Origin of the sequence: Pseudomonas sp. NPDC099000 (assembly GCF_044759925.1) — a bacterium.
In the GTDB taxonomy this organism is placed as follows: domain Bacteria; phylum Pseudomonadota; class Gammaproteobacteria; order Pseudomonadales; family Pseudomonadaceae; genus Aquipseudomonas.
The window spans coordinates 328,253-341,467 of sequence record NZ_JBIWAF010000002.1 but is presented as its reverse complement, the minus strand read 5'-3'; the positions used below and the strand labels follow the sequence as shown (position 1 = coordinate 341,467).

Sequence of the window (13,215 nt, the reverse complement as noted above, 5' to 3'; positions counted from 1 at the left end):
GTCATGACTCATCTCATCGTTCGGCGTTTCAGGGTTTTCGATCGTGGAATTGCAGCCACCTACGCTCATGGCCTCAGATGCCCCCTAGTTGGCCCCCAATGCCCTCAACCCGCCCGTGTCGGTGCCTTGGTGTTGACCTGTGTGTGATCACAATAAAAAAGGTGCTCGGCGTTGAGGGGCACCACACGAGAGGACAACCATGCGGGCCAGTCGAGTCTCTGAAAAGCCTAGCCTTTTGTTTGGCGTTGGTGGGCGGCGTCTTCGCCGCGCTGCTGAGCGGTTGTGGCGATGAGCCGAAAAGCCCGGCGACACACAACGAAGCGGCCAGCGCCATGCCCGCCGACGCCGCGCTGGCGCGGTCGAGGAGTTTTTCGCCAGCCTGTTGGTATACGACCGGGCGCTGGTGCGGGCCGATTTCATGCTGATGGCGGTGGAGTTCATGCGCCGCGCCAGACTATTCCAGCGCATACCAGCGTCTGCTGGGGTCGGATGTGCGTTTCGGTTGCCGGCAAAACCGCAGGGTGATCGCCGTCCATTTGCTGGACGTGCACCTGCCCCATCACCACTACCTGGCCCTGCGTCAGGCGGTCAAATTGCTCGAGCTGGAAGCGGCGCAGGTTCACCGCAAGATGGACATGATCCAGGCCGTCGAGCGGGCGATATCCCGGGATCTGACCGAGCGCCTTTCGCAACGAATCCCTACCATCAACAAATCCCCTGTAGCAGCTGCCGAGCAGCGCGAGGCTGCGCAGCAGTCGTAAATCCTGTGCTTAAGGTTTTCCTGACACACCGCAGTGCCTGATTTCACGACTGCTGCGCAGCCGAACGCAGCCTCGCGCTGCTCGGCAGCTGCTACAGGAGTGCACACAAAGGCTCATCCCCGGTTAAACTCCGCGCTCTTTTTCAAGGAGTTCATATGAGTTACTACCAGCCGGGCATTCTCGCCACCCCCGTTCCGCCTCAAGCCCGTCATATGTTCTTCGCCCTCGAATCCGCCGAAGCATTGCCGGCCGCGCTCGACAAATTGATGCAACTGGTGGACGGGAAGTCGGTGGTGGTCGGCTTTGGTGAATCCCTGGTCAAGGCGCTGCACGCGCAGATCGATGGCCTGCGACCGTTTCCGGCGCTGACCGGTGTCGGCGTCGACAACCCGTCGACCCAGCACGCGCTGTGGTGCTGGCTGCACGGCGTCGACCGTGGCGAGTTGCTCAATCGCAGCAACGCCATCGAAGCCGCGTTGGCACCGGCCTTGCGCCTGGTGCAGATGAACGAAACCTTCCGCCACATGACCGGCCACGACCTGACCGGCTACGAAGACGGCACCGAAAACCCGCACGACGAAGCCGCCGTGGCCGCCGCGTTGTTGGGCGAGGGCGCTGAAGGCCTGGTCGGTGGCAGCTTTGCCGCGATCCAGCAGTGGCAGCATGATCTGAAGGGTTTCCACGCGATGCCGTCCCATGAAAAGGACAACATCATGGGGCGTCGCTTGAGCGATAACGAAGAACTGGATGACGCGCCGATTTCCGCCCACGTCAAACGCACCGCCCAGGAAAGCTTCGCCCCCGAAGTGTTCGTGGTCCGTCGCTCGATGCCGTGGATCGAAGGTGATCGCGCCGGCCTGATGTTCCTGGCGTTCGGTTTTTCCCTGGACGCCTTCGAAGCCCAGCTGCGACGCATGAGCGGACTGGAAGACGGCATCACCGACGGTTTGTATCGCATCAGCCGCCCGATCACCGGCGGCTATTACTGGTGCCCGCCGCTCAAGGACGGTCATCTGGACCTGCGCGCTTTGCGCATCGGCTAAGGATCAAGGAGAGAACATGGACGTAGTGCGCTGGGGCATGATTGGTTGTGGCAGTGTCGCCGAACGCAAGAGCGGGCCGGCCTTTTACAAGGCGCCCGGTTCGGCGCTGGTGGCGGTGATGGGGCGGCGTCTGGAAGCGGTCACGGACTACGCCGCACGCCACGGCATCGCTCGGGTTTACACCGACGCGCAAGCGCTGATCAATGATCCCGAGGTGGACGCGGTATACATCGCCACACCACCCGACAGCCACCACGCCTACAGCTTGCTGGTCGCCGCGGCCGGCAAACATTGCTGCGTCGAAAAACCGATGTCGCTGAATGCCGGGCAAAGCCGTGAGATGCAACAGGTATTTGCCGACGCGGGATTGCACCTGTTCGTTTCCTATTACCGACGCTCGCTGCCGCGCTTTCAACAAGTGCGGCAGTGGCTGGAGGAAGGGCGGATCGGCGAGGTGCGGCATCTGTCCTGGACGCTGACCAAGGCGCCTTCGCCGAACGATCTGGGTGGCGCCGATAATTGGCGCACTGACCCGGTGATTGCCGGTGGCGGCTACTTCGCCGACCTGGCCAGTCATGGCTTCGATCTGTTTCAGTATTTGCTCGGGGATATCGTCGAAGTCGCCGGTTTCACTGCGCGGCAGGCCGGTTTGTATGCTGCCGAAGACGCCGTCAGCGCCAGTTGGCGGTTTGCTTCGGGTGCCCTGGGCATGGGCTGCTGGAATTTCGTCGCCGACCGGCGCGAAGATCGGGTCGAGCTGATCGGCAGCCAGGGCCGGATCAGTTTTTCAGTGTTCGATGAGCACCCGGTGCAGCTGGAGGCGGATGAAAATCTCAGCCTGCACATCGACCATCACGAGCACATCCAGTGGCATCACGTGCTGGGCATGAACGCTCACATCCGGGGTGAGGCGCAGCATCCGGCGGTGGCCGAACACGCGCTGAAAACCGACTGGGTGATGGACCAGATCCTCAAGCGCTGAACTCACTGAAGAAACCGACCGTTGTAGCAGCTGCCGAGCTACGCGTTGTGGCGAGGGGATTTATCCCCGTTCGGCTGCGAAGCAGTCGTAAAACCTGAACGCACGGTCTATCTGATCCACCGCGTTGCCTGATGTCACGACTGCTGCGCAGCCGAACGGGGATAAATCCCCTCACCACAGGGCAGCTACAAAGGTCCGGGGTTGCCTGGTGAATCTAACCTTATGCTTAATCAGTATTTCTCAATCCCCGCACCGGCTCTCTAAGATCACGTCATAACTCGTTATAACAAGTGATCTGCCATGACCGATAACGTTCTATCCCTCAGCAGCATCCCGCTGCACACGCAACTGCGCGATGTGCTGCGCGCCCGCATCCTCGACGGCGAATACCCGCAAGACAGCCAGATGCCCTCCGAAAGCGAACTCGGCGCGCTGTTCAAAGTCAGCCGCATCACCGTGCGCCAGGCCTTGGGCGATCTGCAAAAGGAAGGGCTGATCTTCAAGATTCACGGCAAAGGCACCTTCGTCGCCAAGCCGAAAACCTTCCAGAACGTCAGCACCCTGCAAGGCCTGGCCGAGTCCATGACCGGTCGCGGCTACGAGGTGATCAACCGCCTGCGCAGCTTCAAATTCATCCCGGCCGACAAACTCGTCGCCGAGCGTTTACAGGTCGCCGAAGGCGAGACCGTGGCGCAGATCAAACGCGTGCGGCTGATCAACCGCGAGCCGATCTCGCTGGAAATCACCTACCTGCCCAAAGCCATCGGCGAACGGCTGGAGAAGGCCGATCTGGTCACCCGCGACATCTTCCTGATCCTCGAAAACGACTGCGGCCTGGCCCTCGGTCACGCCGACCTCGCCATCGACGCGGTGCTGGCCGACAGCGACCTGACCCAGGCCCTGAACGTCGAGGCCGGTTCGCCGATCATGCGCATCGAGCGCCTGACCCACGATGCCGCAGGCCTTCCCGTGGATTTCGAACACCTTTACTACCGCGGCGATGCCTTCCAGTACCGCTTGCGGATCGACCGGCAAAAAGGGGATCAGGCATGACCCATAGCGCTATGACTAGAAGCACGCTTGAACAGGAATACGACATCGTCGTGATCGGCGGCGGCACCGCTGGCCCGATGGCGGCGATCAAGGCCAAGGAGCGCAACCGCGATCTGCGGGTTTTGCTGATCGACAAGGCCAACGTCAAGCGCAGCGGCGCGATCAGCATGGGCATGGATGGCCTGAACAACGCGATCATTCCCGGCCACTCGACGCCCGAGCAGTACACCAAGGAAATCACCATCGCCAACGACGGCATCGTCAACCAGGCGGCGGTGTATGCCTACGCGACCCACAGCTTCGAAACCATCGAGCAGTTGGACCGCTGGGGCGTGAAGTTCGAGAAGGACGAAACCGGCGACTACGCAGTGAAAAAGGTCCACCACATGGGCGCTTATGTGCTGCCGATGCCGGAAGGGCACGACATCAAGAAAGTCCTGTATCGCCAGTTGAAGCGGGCGCGGGTCAGCATCACCAATCGCGTCGTTTGCACGCGCTTGCTGACGGACGAAGAGGGCGCGGTCAACGGCCTGATGGGCTTCGATTGCCGTACCGCTGACTTCCATGTGATCAAAGCCAAAGCGGTGATCCTCGCCTGCGGCGCCGCCGGGCGTCTGGGTTTGCCGTCCTCTGGCTATCTGATGGGCACCTACGAAAACCCGACCAACGCCGGCGACGGCTACGCGATGGCCTATCACGCTGGCGCCGAACTGGCGAACCTCGAATGCTTCCAGATCAACCCGTTGATCAAGGATTACAACGGCCCGGCCTGCGCCTACGTCACCGGCCCGTTGGGCGGCTACACCGCCAACAACAAGGGCGAGCGCTTCATCGAGTGCGATTACTGGAGCGGGCAGATGATGTGGGAGTTCCACCAGGAACTCGAAAGCGGCAATGGCCCGGTGTTCCTCAAACTCGATCACCTGGCCGAGGAAACCATCCAGAACATCGAAGAGATTCTGCACAGCAACGAACGCCCGAGTCGCGGCCAGTTCCACGCCAATCGCGGCACCGATTACCGCACGCAGATGGTCGAGATGCACATCTCGGAAATCGGTTTTTGCAGCGGCCACTCGGCGTCCGGCGTGTGGGTCAACGAGAAGGCCGAAACCTCGGTCAAGGGCTTGTACTCTGCGGGCGATATGGCAGCGGTGCCGCACAACTACATGCTCGGTGCGTTCACTTATGGTTGGTTTGCCGGTACCAACGCGGCGGATTTTGTCGCCGGTCGCGAGTTTTCAGCGGTCGATGCCCAGCAGATCGAAACGGAAAAGCTGAGGGTCTACGCGCCACTGGATCGCGAGCACGGCCTGCCGCCCGCGCAAGTCGAATACAAGCTGCGACGTTTTGTGAACGACTACCTGCAACCGCCGAAAGTGACCAAGAAGATGCAAATCGGCCTGCAACGCTTCAGTGATATCCAGCGCGACCTGGATCAGATCAAAGCGCACAACGCCCACGAACTGATGCGCGCCATGGAAGTCAGCATGATCCGCGACTGCGCCGAAATGGCCGCCCGCGCGTCCTTGTTCCGCGCTGAAAGTCGCTGGGGGCTTTACCACTATCGGGTCGACCACCCGCAACGCAACGACAGCGACTGGTTCTGCCATTGCCACCTGAAGAAGGGTGACGACGGCCAGATGACCAGTTTCAAGAAAGCCGTCGAGCCTTACATCATCCCGCTCGACGCCGAAGAAATGCAGGCCTACGACCGGCTGCGGGTCGGCGCCTTTGCTGCCTGAGCATCACAAAAAGAGAGACCGCGAAATGGCCTATCAACCCCAGGAAATTTTCTTCCGCTCCAATGCGCCGGTTACGGTCGACGAGGACCTTTGCATCGCCCACAAAGGCTGCACCGTGTGCGTCGACGTCTGCCCGATGGACCTGCTAGCCATCAACCCGGCCACGCAAAAGGCCTACATGGCCTTCGACGAATGCTGGTACTGCATGCCATGTGAAAAGGACTGCCCGACCGGGGCTGTGAAAGTTGAAATCCCTTATTTACTGCGCTGACTGACAGGACGCCTTCGCGGGCAAGCCCGCTCCCACATGATTTGTGTCGTACAAATGACCTGTGGGCACCTCGAAACCTGTGGGAGCGGGCTTGCCCGCGAAGAGGCCAGAACAGACAAAAAAATAGCTACCCGGCAACACCGGACGCTCGCTTCAAAACACCCCTCGTTTCCCACCACGCCCTGATCGTGGCGGAGACGAACATCCTATAAATGATTCGAGGGGATTCATCATGTCTTTGCCAATATTGCTGCGTGCAGCATTTGCCGGTCTGGTACTGGCTTCATTCACCCTGTCGGCCTCGGCCGAAACCATCCGCATTGCCATCGGCACCCAGGACACCACGATCAACTGCGCCGCCGGCGGTCTGTTGATTCGCGAACTCGGCCTGCTGGATAAATACCTGCCCCACGACGGCCAATACAAGGACGCCAAGTACGAAGTCGAGTGGAAAAACTTCACCAGCGGCGCACCCCTGACCAACGAGATGGTCGCCGGCAAACTCGACTTCGGCGCCATGGCCGATTTCCCTGGTTCGTTCAACGGCGTGGCGTTCGAAACCGCCGGCAAGCACAGCCTGTTCATCAGCGTCCTGTCAGGCAGCATCAAGGGCAGCGGCAATGGCATCGTGGTGCCGAGCGCGTCGGGTGTGCAGTCCTTGGCGGAGCTGAAGGGCAAAACCATTTCCGTGCCGTTCGCCTCGACGGCTCATGGCATGTTGTTGCGGGCTGTGGCAGCGCAAGGCTGGGATCCGCTGAAAGATGTGAACATCATCGCCCAGCCGCCGGAAGTCGCCGGCTCCGCGTTGCAGGCCGGGAAAATCGACGCCCACGCTGACTTTGTACCGTTTGCCGAACTGTTCCCGAGCCGTGGTTTTGCTCGCAAGATTTATGACGGTTCCCAGGCCAATGCACCGACCTTCCATGGCGCGCTGGTGGATCAGGCCTACGCGAAAAAGTACCCGGAAATCGTCATCGCTTACCTGCGCGCAAGCATCGAAGCCAACCAGCTGCTGGCCGCCGAGCCAGAGAAATACAGCGAGCTGATCGCCAAGGTCACCGGAGTCGATGCGGAGGTCAATTACCTGTTCCATGGCCCGCTGGGCGTGCAAACCCGCGACCTCAGCTGGAAGCCCGAATACCGTCAGGCTGTCGGTACTGCCATTGACACCCTCAAACTGTTGAAAAAGGCGGATCGCGGGCTCGATCTCAATACCTTCATCGATGACCAATACATCCGCGCCGCCTTCAAGGCGTCGAACCTGGACTACACCGCGCAACTGGCCAACTACGGGCAGACGCCGCTCAAAGCAGTGGATGCGGTGAGCGGTAAAGCCATCACCGACTTCAGCCATGTGGCGGAGATCTGGGTGCGAGGCGAGCCGAAAGTGCGTCAGTACGCTTCGGCGGAAGCGGCGTTTACCGCCTTGGCGAGCCTGAAGCAGGAAGGCAAAAACATCCGCGCCGTGTATGCCCAGGCGAGTGACAGCGGGATCAAATTGCTGGCAGATCAGGCGTGGTTTGCCAGTGATGCCAAGGGGCGCCTCAGCGCATTCCTGCTCAAAGGCCAGGCCCAACAATTCGCCACGGCCCAGGGCGGAAAAGTCCTCGACTTCACCGACGCCACCACCCAGGCCGTCGCCACCCGCTGAGTCAGATCGTTCCCACGCTCCGCGTGGGAATGCCGCCAGGGACGCTCCGCGTTCCGCTCTTGAATGTGACGCAGAGCGTCACGGGATGCATTCCCACGCAGAGCGTGGGAACGATCAGAGGTGATATATGTTTTCACGCTGGATCCCCCGAGCAGCCTCACTGCTGCTCTGCCTGCTGTTCTGGCAACTCGCCGCCAGTCACCACTGGAACCTCGGCCTGGTGACCTTTGCCAATGTCCCGACGCCGGTGGCTGTCATTGAAGCCGCATTCGGCCTCGGCGATTCTGGCAAGCTCGCCCAGCACCTGAGCAGCAGCCTGAGCCGGGTCTTCGCCGGTTACCTCGCCGCGCTGGTCATCGGCATTGCCCTGGGCCTGGCCATCGGCCGCTCGAAATGGGCCGAAGATTTATTGCTGCCACCCCTGGAAGTCCTGCGTCCGATCCCCGCCGTCGCCTGGATTCCCCTGGCCATCCTGATGTTCCCGTCTTCGGAATTGTCGATGGTCTTCATCACCTTCACCGGTGCGCTGTTCCCGATCCTGCTCAACACCGTGCACGGCGTCGAAGGCGTCGACCCACGCCTGATCGCCTCGGCCAAAAGCCTCGGGGCAGGGCGCCGGGCGATTCTGCTGGAGGTGATTCTGCCAGGCGCCGCACCGAGCATCATCACCGGCCTCGCCATCGGCATGGGCACCTCGTGGTTCTGCCTGGTGACCGCGGAAATGATCTCCGGCCAGTACGGCATCGGCTATTACACCTGGGAGTCCTACACCATCCAGAACTACGCCGACATCGTCGTCGGCATGTTGCTGATCGGTGTACTCGGGATGGGCAGCAGCCTGCTGATCAAACGTCTCGGCGGGCTGTTCACGCCGTGGCACCGACCACGAGGAAAAGCCTGATGAGCGTGATGCAAACCCCTGAAGGGCGGATCGATATCCGCCAATTGTCCATCGTCCTCGGCGAAGACCAGCACGCCTTCGAAGCCGTGCAAGGCCTCGATTGCCAGATCGAACCGGGGCAATTCGTCTGCATTCTCGGGCCGTCCGGTTGCGGCAAATCGACCTTGCTTGGCGCACTGGCCGGGCACCTGCAGTCATCTACCGGAACACTGAAAGTCGACGGCGCGCAGGTTTCAGGTCCATCGCCCCAGCGCGGCATGGTCTTCCAGCACCACACCTTGTTTCCTTGGCGCACCGTGCGCGACAACGTTGCTTTCGGCCTGAAAATGCGCGGCATCGGTAAAACCGAACGCCACAAAGCGGCTGATGAAATCCTTGCGTTGGTAGGCCTCGAAGGCTTCGCCGACCGCTGGCCCGACCAGCTCTCCGGCGGCATGCAACAACGGGTGGAAATCGCCCGGGTGCTGATCAATCGTCCGCGGCTGTTGCTGATGGACGAACCCTTCGGCGCCCTCGACGCCCTGACCCGGCTGAACATGCAAGAACTGCTGCTGGACATCTGGACGCGGATTCGCACCACCGTGGTGTTTGTCACCCACGACATCGACGAAGCGCTGTTCCTCGCCGATCGCCTGCTGGTCATGAGCTCGCGTCCCGGTCGAATCATCGAAGACCTGCGCCTCGACTTCCCCCGGCCACGCACCACCGAACTGGTCACCAGCCACGAGTTCTCTCGCTTGAAACGCCATTGCCTCGAATTACTGCGTCACGAAGACGGTCGGCAGTTACCGCGCCTGAACCCTCTCGGACTTCCTCCTGAAAACAAACTGCCGCGATTTGCCCTATGACCTCTCTATTCGATGTAACCGACAACGACGACATTCTCGCCCTGCAACCGCGCCTCACGGATGAAGATCCCGGCGTGCGCAGAATTGCCTTGATCGAACTGGCCGACCTTGAAGAACCGGATGGTCTGCTGTGGCTGGTCAATCGTCTGGCTGAGGACCCGACCGAAGAGGTCCGCGCCGAAGCCGCGCGATTGCTCGAAGCCTGGGAGGTCGAGCCTGTAGTTGAAGCGCTGTGCCAGGCCCTGACCGATCCATCCTTGGCGGTGCAGTCTGCCGCCGCGCAAAGCCTCAGCCTGCTCAAGACCGAAGCCGCGGGCAGGGTGATTCTGCCGTGGACCGGGCATGCCGACATTAGCGTGCGCATCGCCGCGTTCAGGGCCTTGCGCGAGTTGCGCTTTCCCGATGCTGCCGCGGCTGCTTCAGGCGCCTTGAACGATGAGGACGCCGGTGTGCGTCGCGAAGCCGTCGGCGTCCTTGGCTGGCTCAAACAGCTCGATGCCTTGCCTGCCCTTGCGAAATTGGCCAGCGACGACCCGGACACCGAAGTCCGCCGCGCCGCCACCGGCGCCCTCGGCCTGGCCTCCGATGCGCAAGTGTTGCCGGCGCTGCGCCAGGCCTTGCAGGACCACGCCTGGCAAGTGCGCGAAGAAGCCGCAACGACCTTGGGCAAGGTCGGACACGTTGACGCCGGTTCCGCCCTGGTCGACGCCTTGAGCGACGATTACTGGCAAGTCCGCCTGCGCGCCACCCGCAGCCTCGGCCGTTTGCGTTTCGTCCCGGCCCTCGACGCGCTGATCGAAACCCTCGGCCATCGCATCAGCAACCTGCGCAAGGAAGCCGCGCTGGCCCTCGGCGAATTGAACGATAAAGGCGCCATCGCACCCTTGCAGGCCGCCCAGGGCGACGGCGACCCGGAAGTGCGCAAAGCCGTGCGCATTGCCTTGAGTCAACTGCAATGAACCCGCTGGCGATTGGTAATTCTCAAAGTAAACAACAGCTGCGATTGAACTGGCCGGACGGGCGTGAGCAGCTGCTGGATCATGTCGAGTTGCGCCGGCAGTGCCCATGTTCGCAGTGCCGGGCGTTTCGGTTGCAGGGGCTGACGGTGAAAGTCGATAAGCGCATCCGCGTGACTGAACTCAACCAACAAGGTTACGGCCTGCAACTGATCTTCAGCGACGGCCATGAGCGCGGAATCTACCCATGGCCCTACCTCTCAGCCCTGTAGGAGCGAGGCTTGCCTGCGAAGGCGGTGTGCCAGACGACATCAACGTTGGCTGACACGACGCCTTCGCGGGCAAGCCTCGCTCCTACAGGATTTGTGGGGGTCAGAAGGATTTGCTGATGCTTGCCACCACCGTGGCGCTGCACACATCGTCGAAGCCCCAGTTGCCGGCGCACTGGCTTTTCGACAGGTCAGTATCGATGTAACTCAAACCCAACATCACACCGGCCAGTTCATGGGACAGTTTGACTTCCCATTCGCGGTACGAGTCTTCGGCTTCGCCCGACATCGTGTACAGGTACGGGTCCTTGAAATCCATGTTGCCGTAGCGCAATTTCAGGCCTGTGCCGTAAGGCAACTCGGTTTCATAACCGACGTAGCTGTACAGCGAGCTCTGCTTGCTGTCGATGCCCGGCGCATCCGCGGAGTAATAGGCCGCCAGCTTCACCCCATAAGCACTGAGGATTGCGTAGGTCTCGCCCTGGTTGAACTGACTTTCCTTGAGGTAAGCGTATTTGAGATAGCCAAGGTCCAGGCTGACGGCATCGGTCGCTTGCCAGAGCCAACCGGCGTAGTAATCGATCTCTTGCCGGGTTTTCAAACCGCCGCCGAAATCGACGTTTGAACTCCATGCGCCAAGGTACAGGCCGCTGCTGTGCGCCAGGGTCAAACCGGCCTGCACCGCAGGGTCATTCTGGGTTTGCGAAATGCCACGGGTGCGGTAGTCGCTGGCCAGGGTCAGGTCGACCAGCAGAGCGAAGTCGTCATTCAAGGGCAGCGCCTGGCTGCTCAAGGGAAGAAGGCTCAAGGAACCGAGGGCGAACAGGGTGAAAGCTTTCATGGGGAGCGTCCCGTTATTGTGATTGTTATGGGCAGATTTTTTACGGCAAGGCTGCGCCGAACCCCGGCGACAAACGCGGGGCAGGGCAGTGGGTGAGATTTTTCTTAGAGCGTCGGTGCGTAGACTTCGCGACCGGCGAACCAGGTTTGCAGCACCTGGGTGTCGTGCAGGGCTTTGTTGTCGACAGTGAACACGTCGCGGTCCAGCACGATGAAGTCGGCTTGCTTGCCGGGGCTCAGCGAGCCGATCTGCTTCTCCAGCCCGATGGTGCGCGCAGCGTTGAGGGTATAGGCGTAGAACATCGTTTCGCGGTCAATGCGCTCATCGGCGTTCAGCACGCCCAGCGGACCTTCCCGGGTGATGGCCTGGGCCATGGCGTTCCACGGATTGGGAGAGGACACCGCCCAGTCACTGGCACCGGCGATGGTCGCACCCTGTTTAAGCAGCGAGTGCGCCGGGTATTGGTAACGGAAAGCCTGCGCGCTGACATAAGGTTTGATCATGTCCAGGGTGTACTCGTCGGCGCTGGCCCACAGCAGTTGCATCGAGGCGATGACGTTGAGCGGCTTGAACCGCGCGAACTCTGTCGGGTTGACCATTTGCAGGTGGGTGATCGAGTGCGTTACGCCACTCTGGCGATCCTTGCGCGCCTGGGCGATGCCGTTCAACGATTCACGCACCGCACGGTCGCCGATGGCGTGGATATGCACCAGCCAGCCACGCTGATCGATGGCGCTGACCAGTTCACCGAAGCGTTTCGGATCGATCAGCAGTTCGCCCTGTTTGTGCGAGTTGCTGTACGGGTCGATCATCGCCGCGCTCTGCGCCGGGTATTCGATCACGCCGTCGGCGAAGATCTTGAGCCCGGGCAAAGTCAGGTTCGGGATGCCCTGGAATTGCTGGCGGACCTTGTCCAGTGTGTCGAGATCGGCCGGCACGCTTTTCGGGTTGGCCACCAGCAGCGCAGCGACGTGGGCGCTCATGCCGCCGCTTTCGGCCAGCGCTTTGTACACCGGCAGCACGCCGACGGTTTTCTCTGTGGGCTTGAGCGCAAACACCGGTTCGCCGGGCGCGGCGTTGGCGGCGGGGTCCATCCACGCGGTGATGCCCAGGCTGTTGTTGTAGCGCACGGCGGATTTCGCGGCTTTCAACATATCGGCGGGGCTCGGGACTGGCATCTTCGAGGCGACGCGATCCCAGCCGGCGTCCACCAGGAAACCGTTGGGGCTGCCATCGGCGAGTTTGCCGATGGTGTCTTTTTCCGCGTCCGGCAGTTTCTTCAGCAGCGCGGCATCAATGCCCGCGCGCTGCAGCATCACGTTGTTGGCCCACGCGGTGTGGTGATCGCTGCCGGTGAACACCACGGGCACCGAGGCCCATTCGCCACTGTTGAATTTCTTGCCAAAAGCTTCGGCCTGGGCCCAGTAAGTCGAACTCATGCCGGCCACGCTCAGCACATCGCCATGCTTCGCCTTGCCGTCATCGCGCCAGGCTTTCAGGCGTTTTTCCAGTTCGTCGAGGTCGACCACCTCGTCTTCCATATTGGCCGAGGTCATTTCCAGACCGCCGAATATGGCGTGGGAATGACTGTCGATCAGGCCCGGCATCAGGGCTTTACCGCCGAGGTCAACGACTTTGGTGCCCGATGCGATCAGGGCCTTGATCTGCGCATCGCTACCGACTTGCAGCACTTTGCCGTCCTGTACCGCCAACGCCTGCACCTTCGGTTGGGCGCGGTCGGCGGTGAAAATCTTGCCATTGATCAGCACCAGATCGGCCGCTGCCATGGCTTCCATCGAGGCAAAACTGATGGCGGCCATCAATAGATTCGGGATGAATCTTTTCATTGAGTATTTCCTTGTTATTGCGTCTGATGGCCAGATTAGTGGCTTGTCAC

12 protein-coding genes and 1 pseudogene are annotated in these 13,215 nt (G+C 61.2%); 11 read left to right on the top strand and 2 right to left on the bottom strand.

Annotation, left to right across the window (positions count from 1 at the left end; genetic code table 11):
* Positions 1-355 precede the first annotated feature (355 nt).
* From ACIQV9_RS03750 to ACIQV9_RS03700, 11 genes and pseudogenes are all read left to right on the top strand, one after another.
* Positions 356-677: pseudogene (locus ACIQV9_RS03750) on the top strand (AraC family transcriptional regulator ligand-binding domain-containing protein); the annotation flags it as partial.
* 239 nt (positions 678-916) lie between these two features.
* Positions 917-1,804: a Dyp-type peroxidase gene (locus ACIQV9_RS03745; RefSeq protein WP_403098249.1), complete on the top strand. Its 888-nt coding sequence runs from the start codon at positions 917-919 to the stop codon at positions 1,802-1,804.
* A 16-nt stretch (positions 1,805-1,820) separates the two neighbouring features.
* Entirely contained in the window at positions 1,821-2,786 is a 966-nt protein-coding gene (locus ACIQV9_RS03740) for a Gfo/Idh/MocA family protein (protein ID WP_403098247.1), read from the top strand.
* Between the two features lie 300 nt (positions 2,787-3,086).
* A complete protein-coding gene (locus tag ACIQV9_RS03735) occupies positions 3,087-3,839 on the top strand; it encodes a GntR family transcriptional regulator (protein ID WP_403098245.1) in 753 nt (250 codons plus the stop codon).
* 11 nt (positions 3,840-3,850) lie between these two features.
* Entirely contained in the window at positions 3,851-5,581 is a 1,731-nt protein-coding gene (locus ACIQV9_RS03730) for a fumarate reductase/succinate dehydrogenase flavoprotein subunit (RefSeq protein WP_403098602.1), read from the top strand.
* 25 nt (positions 5,582-5,606) lie between these two features.
* A complete protein-coding gene (locus ACIQV9_RS03725) occupies positions 5,607-5,852 on the top strand; it encodes a ferredoxin family protein (protein WP_007946457.1) in 246 nt (81 codons plus the stop codon).
* A gap of 244 nt (positions 5,853-6,096) precedes the next feature.
* Positions 6,097-7,503, top strand: coding sequence for an ABC transporter substrate-binding protein (locus tag ACIQV9_RS03720; RefSeq protein WP_403098600.1), 1,407 nt, complete (start codon positions 6,097-6,099; stop codon positions 7,501-7,503).
* 127 nt (positions 7,504-7,630) lie between these two features.
* The gene (locus ACIQV9_RS03715; RefSeq protein WP_403098243.1) at positions 7,631-8,404 is read left to right on the top strand and encodes an ABC transporter permease; all 774 of its coding nucleotides are present in this window, start codon (positions 7,631-7,633) and stop codon (positions 8,402-8,404) included.
* Positions 8,404-9,252, top strand: coding sequence for an ABC transporter ATP-binding protein (locus ACIQV9_RS03710; protein WP_403098241.1), 849 nt, complete (start codon positions 8,404-8,406; stop codon positions 9,250-9,252). Before ACIQV9_RS03715 ends, ACIQV9_RS03710 begins: the two co-directional genes overlap by 1 nt.
* Entirely contained in the window at positions 9,249-10,211 is a 963-nt protein-coding gene (locus ACIQV9_RS03705) for a HEAT repeat domain-containing protein (protein WP_403098239.1), read from the top strand. Before ACIQV9_RS03710 ends, ACIQV9_RS03705 begins: the two co-directional genes overlap by 4 nt.
* Positions 10,208-10,480 carry a DUF971 domain-containing protein gene (locus ACIQV9_RS03700; RefSeq protein ID WP_403098237.1) on the top strand — a complete coding sequence of 91 codons (273 nt, stop codon included), beginning with the start codon at positions 10,208-10,210 and terminating at the stop codon, positions 10,478-10,480. Before ACIQV9_RS03705 ends, ACIQV9_RS03700 begins: the two co-directional genes overlap by 4 nt.
* A gap of 100 nt (positions 10,481-10,580) precedes the next feature.
* On the opposite strand, the gene ACIQV9_RS03695 is transcribed toward ACIQV9_RS03700, so the two are convergent.
* A complete protein-coding gene (locus tag ACIQV9_RS03695) occupies positions 10,581-11,318 on the bottom strand; it encodes a TorF family putative porin (protein WP_403098235.1) in 738 nt (245 codons plus the stop codon).
* Between the two features lie 104 nt (positions 11,319-11,422).
* Positions 11,423-13,165: an amidohydrolase gene (locus ACIQV9_RS03690; RefSeq protein ID WP_403098233.1), complete on the bottom strand. Its 1,743-nt coding sequence runs from the start codon at positions 13,163-13,165 to the stop codon at positions 11,423-11,425.
* Between the last annotated feature and the right edge of the window lie 50 nt (positions 13,166-13,215).

Excerpts from the sequence above, each read along its gene's own strand:
- ACIQV9_RS03745 (WP_403098249.1), top strand. The coding sequence starts at position 917 with ATGAGTTACTACCAGCCGGGCATTCTCGCCACCCCCGTTCCGCCTCAA.
- ACIQV9_RS03740 (WP_403098247.1), top strand. The coding sequence starts at position 1,821 with ATGGACGTAGTGCGCTGGGGCATGATTGGTTGTGGCAGTGTCGCCGAA.
- ACIQV9_RS03735 (WP_403098245.1), top strand. The coding sequence starts at position 3,087 with ATGACCGATAACGTTCTATCCCTCAGCAGCATCCCGCTGCACACGCAA.
- ACIQV9_RS03730 (WP_403098602.1), top strand. The coding sequence starts at position 3,851 with ATGACTAGAAGCACGCTTGAACAGGAATACGACATCGTCGTGATCGGC.
- ACIQV9_RS03725 (WP_007946457.1), top strand. The coding sequence starts at position 5,607 with ATGGCCTATCAACCCCAGGAAATTTTCTTCCGCTCCAATGCGCCGGTT.
- ACIQV9_RS03715 (WP_403098243.1), top strand. The coding sequence starts at position 7,631 with ATGTTTTCACGCTGGATCCCCCGAGCAGCCTCACTGCTGCTCTGCCTG.
- ACIQV9_RS03710 (WP_403098241.1), top strand. The coding sequence starts at position 8,404 with ATGAGCGTGATGCAAACCCCTGAAGGGCGGATCGATATCCGCCAATTG.
- ACIQV9_RS03705 (WP_403098239.1), top strand. The coding sequence starts at position 9,249 with ATGACCTCTCTATTCGATGTAACCGACAACGACGACATTCTCGCCCTG.
- ACIQV9_RS03700 (WP_403098237.1), top strand. The coding sequence starts at position 10,208 with ATGAACCCGCTGGCGATTGGTAATTCTCAAAGTAAACAACAGCTGCGA.
- ACIQV9_RS03695 (WP_403098235.1), bottom strand. The coding sequence starts at position 11,318 with ATGAAAGCTTTCACCCTGTTCGCCCTCGGTTCCTTGAGCCTTCTTCCC.
- ACIQV9_RS03690 (WP_403098233.1), bottom strand. The coding sequence starts at position 13,165 with ATGAAAAGATTCATCCCGAATCTATTGATGGCCGCCATCAGTTTTGCC.